The organism is Yoonia maritima (assembly GCF_003003285.1).
Classification (GTDB): domain Bacteria; phylum Pseudomonadota; class Alphaproteobacteria; order Rhodobacterales; family Rhodobacteraceae; genus Yoonia; species Yoonia maritima.
On the sequence record NZ_PVTP01000013.1, the window covers coordinates 87386 to 105245 of the forward strand.

The 17860-nt window shown below is 52.2% G+C and carries 15 protein-coding genes; 14 read left to right on the forward strand and 1 reads right to left on the reverse strand.

The window, feature by feature from the left end:
• Nucleotides 1–330: 330 nt before the first annotated feature.
• The 13 genes from CLV80_RS16140 to urtE all read left to right on the forward strand — a co-directional run bounded on the left by CLV80_RS16140 (nt 331) and on the right by urtE (nt 16349).
• Nucleotides 331–2496, forward strand: coding sequence for a serine/threonine protein kinase (locus CLV80_RS16140; protein WP_106358970.1), 2166 nt, complete (start codon nt 331–333; stop codon nt 2494–2496).
• A 55-nt stretch (nt 2497–2551) separates the two neighbouring features.
• Nucleotides 2552–3361: an FHA domain-containing protein gene (locus CLV80_RS16145; RefSeq protein ID WP_106358971.1), complete on the forward strand. Its 810-nt coding sequence runs from the start codon at nt 2552–2554 to the stop codon at nt 3359–3361.
• A complete protein-coding gene (locus CLV80_RS16150; protein WP_106358972.1) occupies nt 3345–4358 on the forward strand; it encodes a PP2C family protein-serine/threonine phosphatase in 1014 nt (337 codons plus the stop codon). Before CLV80_RS16145 ends, CLV80_RS16150 begins: the two co-directional genes overlap by 17 nt.
• Nucleotides 4358–5698 carry a GTPase family protein gene (locus CLV80_RS16155; protein ID WP_106358973.1) on the forward strand — a complete coding sequence of 447 codons (1341 nt, stop codon included), beginning with the start codon at nt 4358–4360 and terminating at the stop codon, nt 5696–5698. The genes CLV80_RS16150 and CLV80_RS16155 overlap by 1 nt, the downstream gene beginning before the upstream one ends.
• A 161-nt stretch (nt 5699–5859) precedes the next feature.
• Nucleotides 5860–7944: a dynamin family protein gene (locus CLV80_RS16160; RefSeq protein WP_106358974.1), complete on the forward strand. Its 2085-nt coding sequence runs from the start codon at nt 5860–5862 to the stop codon at nt 7942–7944.
• On the forward strand, nt 7944–8810 hold the full coding sequence (locus CLV80_RS16165; RefSeq protein WP_106358975.1) for a dynamin family protein: 867 nt from the start codon (nt 7944–7946) through the stop codon (nt 8808–8810). The genes CLV80_RS16160 and CLV80_RS16165 overlap by 1 nt, the downstream gene beginning before the upstream one ends.
• Before the next feature lie 86 nt (nt 8811–8896).
• Entirely contained in the window at nt 8897–9259 is a 363-nt protein-coding gene (locus CLV80_RS16170) for a hypothetical protein (protein ID WP_106358976.1), read from the forward strand.
• A gap of 36 nt (nt 9260–9295) precedes the next feature.
• On the forward strand, nt 9296–10075 hold the full coding sequence (locus tag CLV80_RS16175; RefSeq protein WP_106358977.1) for a hypothetical protein: 780 nt from the start codon (nt 9296–9298) through the stop codon (nt 10073–10075).
• A gap of 444 nt (nt 10076–10519) precedes the next feature.
• Entirely contained in the window at nt 10520–11749 is a 1230-nt protein-coding gene (gene urtA, locus CLV80_RS16180) for an urea ABC transporter substrate-binding protein (RefSeq protein WP_375342203.1), read from the forward strand.
• A gap of 62 nt (nt 11750–11811) precedes the next feature.
• Entirely contained in the window at nt 11812–13746 is a 1935-nt protein-coding gene (gene urtB / locus CLV80_RS16185) for an urea ABC transporter permease subunit UrtB (protein ID WP_106358979.1), read from the forward strand.
• A gap of 4 nt (nt 13747–13750) precedes the next feature.
• Entirely contained in the window at nt 13751–14914 is a 1164-nt protein-coding gene (urtC, locus tag CLV80_RS16190) for an urea ABC transporter permease subunit UrtC (RefSeq protein ID WP_106358980.1), read from the forward strand.
• Complete coding sequence (gene urtD, locus CLV80_RS16195; protein ID WP_106358981.1) at nt 14911–15654, forward strand: urea ABC transporter ATP-binding protein UrtD; 744 nt, start codon at nt 14911–14913, stop codon at nt 15652–15654. The genes urtC and urtD overlap by 4 nt, the downstream gene beginning before the upstream one ends.
• A complete protein-coding gene (gene urtE, locus CLV80_RS16200) occupies nt 15654–16349 on the forward strand; it encodes an urea ABC transporter ATP-binding subunit UrtE (RefSeq protein ID WP_106358982.1) in 696 nt (231 codons plus the stop codon). The genes urtD and urtE overlap by 1 nt, the downstream gene beginning before the upstream one ends.
• 216 nt (nt 16350–16565) lie before the next feature.
• Here the strand turns inward: urtE and CLV80_RS16205 are convergent, their stop codons facing one another.
• The gene (locus CLV80_RS16205; RefSeq protein WP_106358983.1) at nt 16566–17060 is read right to left on the reverse strand and encodes a MarR family winged helix-turn-helix transcriptional regulator; all 495 of its coding nucleotides are present in this window, start codon (nt 17058–17060) and stop codon (nt 16566–16568) included.
• Between the two features lie 53 nt (nt 17061–17113).
• Here CLV80_RS16205 and CLV80_RS16210 point away from each other — a divergent pair, with 53 nt between their 5' ends.
• On the forward strand, nt 17114–17617 hold the full coding sequence (locus CLV80_RS16210; protein WP_106358984.1) for an EamA family transporter: 504 nt from the start codon (nt 17114–17116) through the stop codon (nt 17615–17617).
• Nucleotides 17618–17860 lie beyond the last annotated feature (243 nt).

Consider the following 17860-nt stretch of genomic DNA (forward strand, 5'->3'; position numbering starts at 1 on the left):
CCCAATTATAGGCAAAAGTGACGCTTCAAAGCATCACATTGATGCAAATTCTGTATCCAATAAAATAATTCGACTATTTATTTCTTAGGGCTCTAGCCTTCTTCATAGATCTAGAAGAAAAGCAGTATGGATCAGTAAAAATAGGTACTATTAGGCGAAAAACCGCCTAGAACTGTTTCTCCTTGCGGTGGCAATCTCCTGTTTTTTGGGAGATTACAAACCGCGAAACAACAGGTTGGCGTCACTTTTTGGCCTAATTTGGATGAGAATAGACGATAAAGGCAAACGGCTGTTCCGTTTTGCCGTTGAAGTTTGAAAGCTGGATGTAGGATGGCCGAGGCGCAAGTGAAAGAAAACGCGGACGATAAAGACAGTTTCGTTGACGAGCTTAAACCGGGCACAAAACTGATGCACGGTCAGTATACTATTGAAAGCTTTCTGAACGCAGGCGGCTTTGGCATCACATATCTTGCCAAGGACAGCCTTGACCGGAAAATCGTCATCAAAGAATGCTTCCCTGGGGCATTTTGCCGTCGCAGCCGCTATGTTGTGCAGGCCCGTTCGCGCGCGCACCAGAATGAACTCAAGTCCATTGTGCGCCTGTTCGTTCAAGAAGCACGCAGCCTTGCAAAGCTGAACCACCCAAACATTGTGGGCGTGCACCAAGTCTTTGAAGACAACGACACCGCCTACATGGCGCTCGACTTTGTCGAAGGTCGCGATCTGCTCGATACCATCGAAGATCCGACCAACACGCTGACGCCTGCGCAAATCAAGGTCATCTTAAAAGAGGTATTGGGCGCCGTTGGTTTCATCCACGACCAAGGCATCCTGCACCGTGACATCTCGCCGGATAACATTCTTATCAATCAAGACTTCCATCCTGTGTTGATCGATTTTGGTGCAGCCCGCGAAGAAGCCACCAAGCAAAGCCGTGTTCTTTCTGCGCTTCGCGTTGTTAAGGATGGATACTCGCCGCAAGAATTCTATATCGCCGGGTCTGAACAGAACCCAAGTAGTGATTTGTATGCGCTAGCTGCGTCATTCTATCACCTGATTGAGAATGATGTGCCGCCAAACAGCCAAGCCCGCTTGGCTGCGATCGCATCTGGTGACGCTGACCCCTACGTTAAGCTTGCGGGACGTTTCCCTGACTATGATGAAACATTCCTTGCTGCGATCGATAAGGCGCTAGCCGTTCTTCCGAAAGACCGCATTCAATCCGCTCAGGATTGGTTGGATACGATCGACGGCAAAAAAGACAACGTCACACCGCTAAACGTGGCAAGCACGGCAACGCCTGCCGCAGCGTCTTCGGCTGCATCTGAACCTGAAAAGAAGTCCAAACTTCCTCTTTTACTTGGTTCCGTTGCGGTTGTTGCCCTGTTGGGCGGAGTTGGGGTTCTGACGATGTCAGGCGGTAGCGAAAACGCACCCGTACCCCCAACAGAAGAGTTGACGACCGAATTAGAGCCCGTTGTTGAGGCTCCTGTTGTACCGTCCACGCCGGAACCTACTGCCGAAACGCCAGTAGCGACACCAGAAGAAGAAGTGGTAATTGCGCCAGAGGTCGAAGCACCTACGCCTGAAATCGTGGAAGAACCTACGACAGCAACGGTTGCCCCGGTCATCATCGACGGCCCGGTAATCGTTGACGCACCATCATTGCGTCCAACCATTCGTCCAGAAAGCGTTGAACAGGCGGCCATTCCAGAGCCGCTACCAGAGCCAGTTGCGACACCACAGCCGACAGCCGCTGACCCGGACGTGAGCGCTGAATTTCCAGATCAAACTGGTAATCGCCCAGTTCTAGATAGCGAAACTGCAGATGTTGCACTTCCTGCGACGCCCGAAACAGTTGATGACATCGGAACCGGCCTTGACGTCGCAATCGATGTTGTCGTTCCAGGCAACGAACTTGTGCCATCGTTTGTGGAATCATCTTGGGGTGTAGAACTGCCGTTCTCAGCCGCGAACGAGACATCAAACGCTATTTCTGAAGTAGCTCTTATTTCACCAGTTTGGGTTAAGCCTGGGTTGGAAATCACGAGCGTCAACGGAATAGAGGTTGATGCGATTTCGGAAATCTCAGACGTTCTACGCGCATCTAGCGATCCGGCCAATACACCCACAGCAATTGATGTCACTTTTGGAACTGTTGATCCAGTGACAGGCGAAACCGCTGAGCAGAACTGGCGCTTGCCCGTTATACAAGAGGTGACGTTGTTAAATGGTGTGCGTTTCCAGACGTCCTTTGCAGGTGATTCATGGCGGACAACTGTTGCCGCTATGCCTACAAATCTAGCAGGGGGCCTGCAAACCGGCGATGTTGTTGTATCTTACATCCCAACCGCAGAAAATATCACAGAACGCGATTCTCTGTTGAACATATTCAACCGCGAGCTGGATAATGAAGTTGAGCAGTTTATGTTTGCCGTACAACGTGACGGCACCATGTGGGTAGCCTCACTGATTTATTCAGGCGCTGAAAACTAATTCATGTTGCGGCCTCCGGGGTCCGCAACATGACGCAAATTGGAAGGTAGAAAAAATGAAATTCATTCGTGATCTCCTTGGCAAAAAGCGGCGCGACGAAACGCCCCGCCGCCCTGCTGGTGTTGACACACTTGAGCAGTCATATCGTGACACCGTGGGTAAAATTACTGGTGACGATGCGGCTGAACCGGCAGTTACAGACATTTTATCATCGGTGAACACCAAAGTTGCGCCGTCTGCGGGTCAGGCAGCTTCTAGCGAGCCTGCAAACATCTGGGATACGGCGGATGAAACTGAATCGACCGGACTGCCAGAAACTGCGCCTGAGCTACCCAACGCAGCACCTGCTGCCGCATCGGCAGCAGCAGCGCGCTCACCTGCCCGGGCTCGCCGTACCAAGACCCGCCTGATCGGATTTGAAAAATCTGACGGTGACGTGGTTGATTTATTCACTGATGCCCCAAAGGCAGCGCCGACAACACGCGCAAAATTCCCTGTAGGGTGGCTCGTCGTATCCGAAGGCCCCGGCCGCGGAGAATGCTTTTCATTGATGACAGGTATGTCCCAAATCGGCCGCGGGGAAGATCAAGCCGTACAGCTTGATTTCGGCGACAACTCAATTTCGCGGACCAACCACGCTGCAATCGTGTTTGATCCAGAAAGCAAAGAATTTCTGTTGGGCCACGGCGGTAAATCAAACATCGTGCGTCTGAACGACAAACCGCTCATCAGTAACGAAGCCCTGAAGTCTGGCGATGTTATCCGGCTTGGCGAAACAGTGCTGCGTTTTGTAGCGCTGTGCGACAAATCCTTTAATTGGACCGACGGCACTTCTGGGGAGGACGAAGATGTGGCGATCGCCTGAACCACGTTTTGACGTCGCATCTGCGATCGTTCAAGGCGGCCGCGATTATCAAGAGGACGCAATTGTCAGCGACTTCCCCTTTGGGGCTGACACCGGCGTTGTTGTCCTTGCTGATGGTATGGGCGGTCACGCCGCTGGCGACGTCGCCAGTAAGATCGTCGTAACCGAAGTATTTAGCGAACTAAAATTTCAAAGTGCTAATTTCGGAGATTTCGAAAGTGAAATCCCACAGTATCTTACTGCTGCTGCCGTAAACGCAAACAATGTCGTGCGTGAACACGTCCAAGAACACCCAGAGACACGCGGGATGGGCGCAACGCTTGTTTCACTGGTTTTGGTTGAAAATCGCATGTTTTGGATGTCGATTGGCGATTCACCACTGTATCACTTCCGTAACGGGAAGATAAAACAGCTGAACGAAGACCACTCGATGGCGCCACAGATCGACTTTATGGTGCAGTCTGGTTTGCTTGATGCTGAAGCTGGGCGAAATCATCCCGATCGCAACTGCCTTACGTCTGTGATTTTGGGTGACCGCGTTGCAAAGTCTGACTGCCCAAAAACACCTTTTGAGCTGGAAGTCGGCGATATTGTGGTCGTATCAAGCGATGGGCTTCAGTACCTAGAAGAAGCGCAGATTCAAAAGATCCTGCATCGCTATCGCCGCCGCAAGAGCGCTGAAATCGCTGGATATCTACTTGAAGCCATCGAAAATCTCGCTGACCCGGACCAAGATAACGTGTCTTTTTCGGTCATTAAGTTGAACCACAACAAGCCTGTTATCCGCGCGATCCGCGCGAAGCCGGTAGGTCACGTCGATACACACGCATCAACAATCACACGAGTTGTCGATCCGACCGATGTTGACAAAGTCGCAGCAAAAGACACAAAACCTGTCATCAAAGAAGTGAAACCAGTCGCTAAAGTTGATGACACCCCATCTCAGGAAGTTGATGGGGCTGTTCCTCAGGCTAAGGTGGCCGCCGGAGGCAAGTAATGTCGTCACAACCACTGAGCACACGTGTTCATGAAGAATTAAAGCAGGCTGTCTCTAGCAGCCTGCTTCCCACTGCGGCACATCGGCGTGCAATGCAGCTTTTGGGTAGAATCGAACAGCCAGTGCGCGTTGGGCTGATTGGTATGCCCGGCTCTGGAAAATCCAAAATTCTAAATCTTCTGGTCGGTGCAGATGTTATACCTGATGGTGTTAATCTACCCACGATCCAATTGACTTATGGCGATACGAATCAAGCCATATGCACGTTGGAAGACGAAGACAAACAGACCTTCGACACAATCGATATGCAAGAAATTGCTACGCTCAGGCCAATATTTATTGAACTACGCATGCCCCTACCCGCGCTTAAGAAAATTTCCGTGATCGAAGTTAACTCACCTGCTGAGACAAAAGCGTTGCATAGCGCAAGCCAGTGGGCTGCAAAACGTTGCGACGTCGCGATGTGGTGCACCAGAGGTTATCTACCTGCTGAGCAGAATATCTGGGCCCAAATGCCCGACATGATCAAAGATCATGGGTTCCTGATGCTTACACATGCAGATCAAATTGCGGCTGCGGGCAAGCTAGACATCGCGATGACAGCAGTTCGTAAAGCCGCCGGTGATGAATTCAACCATGTTTTGCCTATTGCAACCCTTGATGCACTTTCCGCCCGAAAGTCAGACGGAACCGTGAACAAAGATCAAATGCGTAGCAGCGGCGGAACTGCGCTCATTGCTGCCGTCTTAAAGCAAGTTGACCAAGGCAAGCAGTCTGCAGTCGACATGGGTGACATTTTATTACATCAAAACGCTGACGCTTTGGCAGGTAAGAAAACTTATGTTGAAGATCAGCGTGTTAACTTAGAACCATCCGGTGCGGCTGATGTAAATCAGACGATCCCGCTGTCAGTGTTGGAAGACACCACTGTTTCCCTCACAGAAACGCAACACGCCGCAGATCAAACATCACATGCCAATTCAACAACAAAAAATGCAGTCGTCACCCTGCGTCCAGCCACACGCGCAACTTACGAAACAGCCCTTAATTACATTGCCGAACAAAGTCGCAATTTAGCCGAGGCTATCGCAAAATCTGGTGAAAATGCGCCTGGCAAAGTCATTTCGGCGACACTGGAGCAGGTGCAGTGGGTATGCGATTATCTAAATGAAAACGGTGATGTGTCTGATCAATCACTTCAGCGCGCACGTGACACAGCATTCGATGCGGCAGATCTTGCGCAACTTATGCAAATGGAAAAAAATGACAATGGAGCGATTGAGGCGCTTAGTTTGTTGTTGCAAATCAAGCACGAGCTGCAAGCTGACTTGGCGGCCTGACCCAACGCGACACTTGTCAATGAACACTGATAAGTGCCTAATCGACGCTGCACCATTCTGTTTCCGTTTTAGCAATAAAACAGTGATAGCCTCGTGATTTGGCGAAGCGGCTATCAACTGATAAGAGTGGTAGCTAATAAGACTATTGAGGACGGACACGAATGAAGATGGAAGAGCTGACAAAAGGGGATGGTTACAAAGTCCCGGCAGCAACCCACCCGTTCATGCGACTTGGTTTGGAGAAGCTTGAAGAGTTTCACGACGAGATCGTTGATCTGGAAGCCACGCTAGCTGACGTTGTCAAGCTGGGCGGTAGTGATGCGGAAAAGAAATCCACACGACTAATCAAACAGTTACGTGCTTTTGAACCCAGTATTACGATGATTGGGCAAATCAAATCCGGTAAAACTTCACTTGTAAATGCCATGGTTGGCCGCCCCAATTTGCTACCTGCGGATGTGAACCCGTGGACATCAGTCGTGACATCGCTGCACTTGAATGCGCCTCTTTCAAAGGATGCACCAACAGCAACGTTCCAATTTTTCAGCCAAGGCGAATGGGATCATTTGATCGAAAATGGTGGCCGAATCGGTGAGCTCTCCAGCCGTGCTGGTGCGGACGAAGAACTTGGAAAAGTCCGCGAACAGATCGCAGAGATGCGAGATAAGACAAAAGCCCGCCTCGGTCGCAAATTTGAACTGCTACTCGGCCAAAAACACAACTATGCCGACCTTACAGATGATCTTGTCCAGCGGTATGTTTGTATGGGCGACGATTTCGAAGATATGGACGAGGAAGATCAGCAAGGTCGTTTTGCTGACATCACGAAATCCGCAGACCTGTATCTAGGCGCGAAGGCCATCCCAATGCCGCTGTGCGTTCGTGACACGCCCGGCGTGAACGATACCTTCATGATGCGCGAACAAATTACGATCAACGCGCTGCGCGACAGCCGTATTTGCGTCGTCGTACTTTCAGCCCATCAGGCGCTGAGCTCGATGGATATGGGGCTAATCCGCCTTATAGCTAACGTTAAATCGCGCGAAGTAATCATCTTTGTGAACCGTATCGACGAATTGTCGAACCCAGCTGAGCAGGTTCCCGAAATTCGCGAAAGCATTCTGCAAACGCTCAAGGACCATAACGGCCCCGAAAATCCCGAACTCATTTTTGGTAGCGCTTATTGGGCCAATATTGCGCTTGGTGAAACCCTTGACGATATCGTCGCAGAAAGCGCCGAAGCGATGTTCAATTGGGCTGAAGCATCACTAAGCTCGGAAACGGCCGACATGGAAATCAATGAGCTGGTTTGGCACCTTTCTGGGGTCCCTCAGCTTTATCGTGCTTTGTCTGAACGTATCTCCGAAGGCCCCGGTGCGGAAATCCTTGCTGCGTCCCGCAAGCGCGCGCTGAACCTTGTCGGTGGCGTACGGGCATCTGCATCGATGGTTTCCATGCGATTGGACGGTGACTCCGTTGACGTCATGCCACACGATCAATTGGTCGCGCACCTTGATAAACTAGAAGCTGACAACCTAAAATTCTTGGACGACCGTATGGATATCGTCTTTCAACAATTCGGGTCTCGGGTCGACCAGTCTCATAAACGTTTCTTGGATCGCGCGTTAGAATCGCTTCTTCAGCATTTGGAAAACAACGGTGAGGAAGAAGTCTGGCAATACAGTCCAGACGGTCTTCGCATGCTGCTGCGCACAAGCTATCAGGTTATGCGGCGCAATGTTTCATCCACCTGTGATCAAGTGTTTGCGGCGGCTTCCTCTGATTTAGCTGAAACATACCGTAGCGCTTTCGGTGTCGCGGTTGAAAACTTTTCGATTACGCCCCCTGCCGCGCCAGAAATTCCAGCGCCTGTTTCTCTTGGGCAAACGATCGCGCTAGATCTGCAAACATCGTGGTGGAAGGGATGGTGGAAACGCCGCAAAGGTTATCGTGCATTTGCAAGTGGTTTCTACGATCTAATCGAAGCAGAAACAGCACCGATTGTGGATGAATTGAAGGTCCGGCAGGCAGATGAAATTCGTAAGTTAGCCGAGGTAGAACTACGCAACTTCCTTGAAGAACAGCGCGGCTTCCTTACCGACCTGAGCGAAAAATCGAATCTAAATAAAGACGACTTAAAAGAAATCTTTGGCATCACTGCACAGCAAGAGCGTGAGGAGCTGTTCGATTACATTTTCGAAGAGCTCAGCGATAGCGCACCTGCCGTAGCCGAAGGAAAAGCCTAATGTCAGATCATAGCCCCACGACCGGTGGGAAACGTAAGCCTCGTATCGCGCTCATGGGCGAGTTTTCTGCGGGGAAAAGCACGCTATCTAATCTTTTGATGGGTGCGCGTCCGCTTCCCGAAAAGGTGACAGCGACGCGCCTTTCGCCAGTGTGGATGTCACATGGGACTGATGCGCCTTACCGCGTTGACGTTGATGGCACGACGGAACCTGTTTCGCTGGATCAGCTTGAAGGAATTCCGGTCGAGCAAACCATGTGCATTCGATTGTTCTTAGAATGCGATATACTGGATGTCTGTGACCTCATTGATTTTCCAGGCATTTCCGACCCAAACATGTCGTCAGAAGTTTGGGAACGTATGCTGCCAGAAGTCGATGCCGTCATCTGGCTGACGCATGCTACACAAGCGTGGCGTCAATCAGAAGCCGCCGTTTGGGACACAATGCCAACCGCCGTCCGCGAAAATTCAGTTTTGTTGATCACACGTTTTGACAAGCTAACCACAGAAAAAGATCGCGTGCGCGTCTTTAAGCGGGTTTTACGCGAGACGAAGGGCCAATTTGCAGCAACCTTCCCAATTTCGTTGCTGCAAGCACTTGAAGCAGGCGACGACTATGAACGTTGGGACGCCAGCGGTGCGGGCCCGTTTGTGGAACATCTTATTCAATCGGTTGAGACGCTTAGTAAATTAGCTGCACGCACAGAGCTGCCGCTTTACAATATTGCCGACGGCACAGCGATCCCTGAACCAATCACAACCGCGGTGCTGCCACGTCGCGTAAAACGGCCTTTGAATGAAAATGCCCCGAAGCGAGAACGCCCGGCGGCAGAACCCTCATCGAAACCGGGCACGCCAACATCTTAGGCGTGTATCCATTTGATAGGCTTTCACATATGGCTGTTTTGACGTAGTCAGTCAGATATCAACGAAAAATTAGCGGGCCAACACTCATGGTTGTGGACGATCTAGATGCATTGCAAGAAAAATTCGCAGCGTGCGACACTATCGCCTTTGCGGATTTGTCGACACAGATGATTCTTGTGACGAATTCAGCGTCTTCGCTTCCACGCGAGGGGCTTGATAACCTATGTGCTGAAGCTGCGTTAACGATGGGCACCAAGCGGCAGCAATTCCTTGGCACTGAACCAAGCGCGAGCGCCGTCGTCGCCAGTCGCGGCCAAGTACGTCTATTCTTGCGTGCCAAAGCTGAACCCAACGACGTAATGTGCTGCGTGAGCTCCTCAGATCTAGATATCAATGCATTTTTGGCGGATGCGCAGCCACTACTTGAACGGCTCAGCACCGGTGGATGAGCAGAATGAACATTTTTTTAAGCAAAGGCCGCAATCGTGAGTGACACGTCAATTATCGCAAACAAACTCGCGGCGCTTCTGTCTGAAGATGAAATCTATGTCGGTCGTGCGCGCATTATTTCTCAAAGTGGTGCGCCGACTCCACTTGCAGCCCTTTTGAATGAAATAGATGCGACCGTATTGGAACGCACGCTTGTCTTTAGCATTGATGATGTAAACGTGAGCATGATCGTTGCCGGTCGTCGCTTGCGTGGCTTGGTCGACGTATCAGGTAACCTCCCCGAAGCAGAAAGCGTCATTGGGAAAGTGCTATCGCGCGACGAACCAGAAACGTTGCAAGCGGCTGGTGATCTCATGATGTTGCTTTGCGCATCAGCAAGCCAAGTCACTGTACGCAGTTTGCCATCACAGCCCTTTGGCACGAGCGCCGAAGCGGGAATATCGGCCGCGGGGCTCGCTAAGCTTTGGCACATAGACCTCGACGCAAAACCTGTTGCCCTGATTGAACGGTTCTTTGCCGCGCATTCTAACGGCATGACGGCGTATCTATATGTGTCAAACGGTGACGTTGCGAAAACCGTTGGCGATGTTGCAATGCTTGATGCACTTTGGAGCACACAGATCGCAACATTCAGAAAGCGGCATCGTTCCGTTCTTCCCCAACAGGAAGGGCCACGGCTAATCTGTTTGAACGAACCTTTGGGTGAAAACACAACAGTTGCCGTTGCAATCGACGGGAATGACGTTGGCCTATTCAGCTATAAGCCTAGTCAAATGCCAAAGCTCGTATCTGCCTGGACTTCTGCCTTAGGCTAACCTAGAGCAACCATAGATTTATAGTAAGCAGTGGAATTCACCCCTAACGCACGCAAGCGAGGGGACCGTACGAATACGACCTGTTGCGATGCCAAACCTACAGATACGTGGTACGTCTATTTTTTGGGCGGTAGGTGTGAATATTGGCGTTTATTGTCGCACATACACACAGCTGCCGGGTTATTCAGCGTTCTCCCGAGGACTCTGCCCAATTCGCAGCCTACTTACATGATCGTCTGGTTCAGACATCAATCGCCGCGCAACGGGCCTTCCTGGCAGAAACTCCCGCCGCGCGACTACAACAACACTGTTGTGGGCCTGCTATAGCTTTGGCTTTTGCCAAAAACTAGGGCACCGCGACAACGAAACGGGGACATTGTTTCGATGAAATTTAATAAATCACTCAGCGCTTCTATTTTTGCCGGCCTTTTGGCCAGCACAAGCATGGCTGCAGCCCAAGATTGTGCCGAGCCGATCAAAGTCGGTGTTTTGCATTCGCTATCCGGCTCTATGGCGATTTCCGAAACCACACTGAAAGACGCAATGCTGATGCTGGTCAAACAGCAAAACGCAGCTGGCGGTCTTTTGGGCTGTGAAATCGAAGCCGTCGTCGTTGACCCGGCATCCGACTGGCCACTGTTCGCTGAAAAAGCACGCGAGCTGCTGACCGTATCCGAAGTCGACGTTATTTTCGGTAACTGGACATCGGTTTCACGTAAATCAGTATTGCCTGTGATCGAAGAGCTGAACGGCTTGCTGTTCTACCCTGTACAATACGAAGGCGAAGAATCTTCGCGTAACGTTTTCTACACAGGTGCGGCCCCGAACCAACAAGCGATCCCAGCGACGGACTACTTCCTTGAAGAGCTTGGCGTTGAGAAGTTTGCGTTGTTGGGTACAGACTATGTTTATCCACGTACAACCAACAACATTCTCGAAGCATACTTGATCGATAATGGTATCGCCGAAGAAGATATCTTTGTGAACTACACACCGTTTGGTCACTCTGACTGGGCAACAATTGTTGCTGACGTTGTTGCGCTTGGCGAAGACGGCAAACAGGTTGGTGTGATTTCCACAATCAACGGCGACGCAAACATCGGCTTCTACAAAGAACTGGCTGCTGCTGGCGTATCCGCTGACGACATCCCTGTTGTGGCCTTCTCAGTTGGTGAAGAAGAACTGTCAGGTCTGGATACATCCAACCTTGTCGGTCACTTGGCCGCTTGGAACTACTTTCAGTCTGCTGAAAGCGACGCGAACACTGACTTCATCGCGGCATGGAAAGCATTCGCTGGCGAAGATCGTGTCACAAACGACCCAATGGAAGCCCATTACATCGGCTTCAACATGTGGGTGAACGCGGTCGAGGCTGCCGGAACTACTGACGTCGACGCTGTTCGTGACGCAATGTACGGTCAGGAATTCCCGAACCTGACAGGCGGTACAGCCGTCATGCTGCCAAACCACCACTTGGCAAAGCCAGTTCTGATCGGCGAAATCCAAGCCGACGGTCAGTTCGATATCATCAGCCAAACCGAAGAAGTTCCGGGCGACGCATGGACAGACTTCTTGCCTGAATCAGCGGTTCTTAAGTCTGATTGGCAGGAACTGGGTTGCGGCATGTACAATGTCGAAACTGAAAGCTGCGTTCAGCTGACTTCAAACTACTAAACATTTCAATCAGGCGCGGAGTCCTTCCGCGCCTGACCAATTTTGAATTCCGAAAGACCCTCATGCCCCGCGTCTTAATTTTGCTCGCCTTGCTGTTGGGATTTTCACCCGCGGTTCAGGCCCAAGAACTCCAAAACCTACTGCAAACCCACGCCGAAGAAGTCGCCAAGCCGGGCCGCCGCACTGTTGGTACCGTGCTGGATGACCTTGCTAGTTCCGGCATTCCGCAAGTCGCAACGTTTTTAGAGGAATGGCAGGATAAATCCGTCTGGCAAAGCCCTGAAGGCCTGTTCTTTATTGCAGACGAGGACGGCGACAGCCTGATCCTCACTGATATCGATAGCGGTGTAGAAACGACCGCCCCCTCTGACGGTTTTACACAGCTTAAGCCCAACGGTGGCGTGCGTCGCGTGATCGGCACAGCGCTTGTTCAGTTCCAACTGATGGATCCCGACCTAAACCGCCGGACCACAGCTGTCGCATCCATCGCCCGGCGCCCAGAGGCAAGTCAGCTTTCCCCGTTGCTTGGTTCGATTGATGGCGAAGAAGACTCCACACTAAAAGCTCGAAAAATCCAGCTCGCGAATTTCCTGTCAGCGAGCTTTGCTGAGGACACTGCAGACCGCATTGCAGCCATCAACAGCCTATCCACCGATGTCAGCGTCGAGGCACGTGCCGTCTTAAACCAAATCCTGACCACAAGCCCTGCACTGGCCGAAGAACTGCCAACTGACGTCAATATCGCCCGTGTCCTGAACCCCGGCGCAGACATGTCGTTAGATGCCGCATACGAACTGCTGGTCGCTGATGACCTTGCCGCCCCACGTACCGATGCGGACACGATCAAGGCGGCACTTGCATCCAACATTATCAACGGTCGCGTTGGCGATGTGCCTGTCGCGCAACTGGGCACCACAGCCAACCGCAACCGCGCCTACGCACAGCTAGCCCATTCCGGTACGGTTCCACCGATGGTGACCGAAACAGACCGCGATGCGGCGCTTGCGAAATACACGTTCTTTGAGATTTACAACGAGGCCGATCCTGCCATCACCGATGCCGCGAAGGCCGCACTTGCCTCAGTTGAGACACGCGTTGCCGTTGGCCAATCAGCCGACCTCGCGCTTGATGCACTTTCACTAGCCTCGATCTATTTTCTGGCGGCCATTGGGCTTGCCATCACCTTCGGCGTTATGGGCGTCATCAACATGGCCCACGGCGAATTCATCATGATGGGTGCCTATACCGGTTATGTCGTGCAGCTATTCATTCCTAGCTACACGCTGTCCATCATCATCGCGCTACCGCTTGCCTTTGCGGTCACCTTTGCCGCTGGTGTCGCAATGGAGCGTCTGGTGATCCGTCACCTATACCACCGCCCACTGGAAACACTGCTGGCGACATTCGGTATCTCAATCGCGCTACAACAACTGGCCAAAAACATCTTTGGCACCCAAGCGCGCCCCCTGACATCGCCAGCATGGTTAGACGGCGCATGGGTGTTCAACGATGTGGTTCAAATCAGCTATATCCGTATCGCGATTTTTGTACTCGCCGTGATCTTCCTGTTCCTGATCTTGTTCGTCCTGAAACGCACCCGGCTTGGGCTAGAGGTACGTGCTGTCACCCAAAACCCCGGCATGGCCGCATCCATGGGAATCAACCCTGACCGGATTAACATGCTGACCTTCGGACTTGGTTCGGGGATCGCGGGGATCGCAGGAGTTGCGATTGGGCTATACGCCAAGGTCACCTCCGAGATGGGTGCCGATTATATCGTGCAGTCGTTCATGACCGTGGTTGTTGGCGGCGTTGGGAATGTCTGGGGCACGCTTGCGGGTGCTTCGCTGATTGGCTTCCTGCAAAAAGGGATCGAATGGCTGAACCCGTCAAATACCTTGGCGGCGCAGACCTACATGATCCTGTTCATCATTCTCTTTATTCAGTTCCGACCCAAAGGCATCGTTGCGCTTAAGGGCCGGGCAGCGGCGGACTAAACCAATGAATAAAAGCTTTCTAATACGCAATCCGTCGACACTTTGGTTCTTGCTGGGGCTCAGCATCTTTACCATCGTCGTTACCATTCTATCCGACGCCGGCCTTGGAATCATGTCCACGTCATTCGTGAAAACGCTGGGTAAGACACTATGCCTATGCCTGATTGCCGTCGCGATGGACGTCGTCTGGGGATATTGCGGTATCCTAAGCCTTGGGCATTTCGCCTTCTTCGGGATTGGCGGCTATGCCGTTGGCATGTGGCTAATGTACGCGCGGACCGAAGGGATCGTGCTCGACAGCCTTGCAACGCAAACCATCCCCCCAACCGCGCAAGAAATCACTGATGCCATCGGCAACCAAATCTTTGGCGTTGTTGGTAGTTCTGAATTCCCGGTGATCTGGGCGTTCTCTGACAGTTTGTTCCTTCAGCTGTTAATGGTCGTGCTGGTGCCGGGATTGCTCGCGCTCGTCTTTGGCTGGCTCGCGTTCCGCAGCCGGGTCACGGGAGTCTACCTGTCGATTCTTACCCAAGCGATGACCCTCGCGCTGGCACTGTATCTGTTCCAAAACGACAGTGGGTTACGCGGAAATAACGGCCTGTCAGGACTGCAAAACATTCCGGGGTTTGAAGACACACCGCAATCCACCATCTCGCTCGCGTTCTTCTACGCATCCGCACTGGCCGTGGCGCTTGGTTACGTTCTGTTTGCATGGGTCACATCCGGCAAGATGGGTAGCGTCATCAAGGCAATCCGCGACAATGAATCTCGCGTTCGGTTTCTTGGGTATCACGTGGAAAGCTACAAGCTGTTTGTATTCACGATCACCGCCGTGGTGGCGGCCATTGCAGGCGCATTGTACTACCCGCAAGCTGGCATCATTAACCCGGCAGAAATCGCACCTATCGCGTCAATTTATTTGGCGGTCTGGGTCGCGATTGGCGGGCGCGGGCGGCTTTATGGCGCGGTTATCGGGGCCGCATTTGTGTCGCTGTTGTCTAGCTGGTTCACAGGCGGTGGCGCACCGGCCATCCCACTTGGCTTTTACACGATCCAATGGACCGACTGGTGGCTTGTGCTGCTTGGCGTGTCGTTCGTCGCAGTCACCCTATACGCGCCCAAGGGCATCGGCGGATTGTTTGATTATCTGGTGAGGAAACCATCATGAGCACGCTTTTAGAAGTCGACGGTGTGTCAGTTAGCTTTGATGGCTTTCGCGCGATCAACAACCTATCCATCCAAATCGGCGAACCTGAATTGCGCGCGGTGATCGGCCCGAACGGCGCAGGTAAAACGACCTTTATGGATATTATTACGGGCAAGACAAAGCCGGATGAAGGGCGTGTCACATGGGGTGATCGCAACATATCTTTGCTTGGTATGTCCGAAAGCGAGATCGCGATGGAAGGGATCGGGCGCAAATTTCAAAAGCCCACTGTTTTCGAAGATCAAACCGTACGCGAAAACCTTGCGATGGCTTTGCGTAACCCCCGCGGACCATTCGCTGTTCTATTCTATAAAAAGACCAAAGAAGGTGGCCAACGGATCGAAGAAATAGCGGCCGAGATTGGCCTATCCGATAGTCTGACACGCCGCGCTGGCGAATTAAGCCATGGTCAAAAACAATGGCTCGAGATCGGGATGCTGCTTGCCCAAGATCCACGCCTTTTGCTCGTCGATGAACCCGCCGCTGGGATGACAACTGCGGAACGCGAACTGACAACTGACCTGTTAAAACGCGCGGCCAAGACGCGTGCGGTTGTGGTGGTTGAACATGACATGGAATTCGTGCGCCGCCTTGATTGCAAAGTCACCGTGCTGCACGAAGGATCGGTTCTTGCCGAAGGATCGCTGGACCACGTGACCGCCGACCAAACCGTTATCGATGTGTATCTAGGACGCCAATAATGCTGAATGTTGAGAACCTGACCCTGCATTACGGGCAAAGCCAAATCCTGCATGGCATCACGCTGAATGCACCTGTTGGCGAAGTGACCGCTGTGATGGGGACGAATGGTGTGGGCAAAACCAGCCTGCTCAAGGCGATATCTGGCCGCCACCCTTATACCGATGGCACGTTGGCAGTTGGTGATCAGCAGCTTAATCATCCATCCGCATTCGCAGCCGCCCGTGCGGGCATCGCCTATGTCCCGCAAGGGCGCGAAATCTTCCCGCTGATGTCAGTCCAAGAAAACCTAGAGACTGCCTTTGCCTGCCTTCCCAAGGATGAACGTTTCATTCCTGAAGAGATTTTCCAGCTCTTCCCAGTTCTACTGGACATGAAAGCAAGACGCGGCGGCGATCTGTCCGGCGGCCAGCAACAACAACTGGCCATCGCACGCGCACTGATCACACGACCTAAGGTATTGCTTCTCGATGAACCGACAGAAGGCATCCAGCCGAACGTGATCCAGCAAATCGGTCGTACGATTAGCCTGCTGCGCGAACAGGGCAACATGGCCATCGTATTGGTCGAGCAAAACTTTGACTTTGCCTACGGACTAGCAGATCGCTTTGTTGTCATTACACGCGGCGAAGTCAAACGCCGCGCCGACAAAGCTGATGTTACTCCCGCAGCCATGCTGGCAGAGCTAGCTCTTTAAAAACTAAGGTGTGAATTTTGTGCGAGTTCGGTTAGCGAATGCGACAACGGTTGCGAGGGCTGCGCCGGAATTCAGCCCAACAGGCTGATCGCGATGCTGCGGCCGCAGCCCGCATTGCTGCCATTCGCTGCAAGTGCAACACCCGAAACCGGGTGGACTCACAGTCTGCGGGATGAAACTGCCGTTGGTTGATCACCCGGCAATGACCGCTCTGAATTAATCTGCGCCAGTTTTTACTGATGCAGTCAGCTTTATGAGAAGGCCGTTCAATTCGTCTTTTTGGTTGACAGACAGCCCATCCATCAATCGATGCTGTGTTTCTACATGATCGGTTACCGCAGCCTCAATTACTGTCATGCCTTCGTCAGTAAGTCTAATAAGGAAGCCACGTTTATCATTGCGGTTTTGAACTCGCCTTACCAGTCCAGCCTTTACCAGCTGATCAACGCGGTTGGTCATAGTGCCAGACGTCACCATCGTCAGTTCCAGAAGTTCACCCGGGGACAGTCCATTCGGTTTTCCTGACCTGCGTAATGTCGCCAGTACATCAAAGCTGGCGGAGTTTAGACCGAAGGTTTTCCAAGTATTCTCCATCTCGCTTCTCAACAGCATCGAAAGGCGTAACAATCGACCGATAGTTTCCATTGGTCCAACGTCAAGGTCGGGGCGAGCGCTGCTCCATTGCGAGACGATGCGGTCAATATGGTCCATGGTAACTACGTAAAGCTATTTTATCTTGACGTCAAGATACATGGAGGCTCAACATGAAACGCCAATTTGACATCGCCATCACAGCCATTGCGCCTTTGATCTGGGGTAGTACCTACTATGTAACGACAGAGTACCTGCCAGCAGGATATCCAATTTCGATGGCTGCACTGCGCGCTTTACCTGCTGGATTGTTACTACTCATTCTGGCCCGGCAATTGCCACAAGGGGTTTGGTGGGCGCGCGTGTTTGTACTTGGTGCGCTCAATTTTGCTCTATTTTGGACGTTGCTGTTTGTCGCCGCCTATCGACTTCCGGGCGGGGTTGCTGCGACGGTTGGGGCGGTTCAGCCACTTATTGTTGTCTTTCTCGCTTCGACAATCCTGGGGACCACCATCAGATTGAGTTCAGTCGCTGCCGCCACCATCGGCATGTTGGGTGTTGGATTTCTTGTACTGGGCGGGGGAAGTACCCTGGATTCGATTGGACTGTTCGCAGGTCTTGGCGGAGCAGTCTCAATGGGGGCGGGTACGCAATCGCTAAACGTAGCACCATTGTAGCACCGGGCATTTCTGTCGAAATGCAAAAATCGCCCCAAGGGGCTCTACAGCATTGATAATGTTGGTAAGATTTGGTTGCGGGAGGGCGCAACCGCCGAAATCTACCGATACTGAAGTGTGTGGTTTAGTCTGCTGGCTATGAAGGCGAAAACCGGACGTTTGCTGCGTGTTCAAAATAGTCCAACAACCATGGAACAAGCTAGACCTTCGCAGGATAATAGAATGGGCGACAGTGTTGGTAAG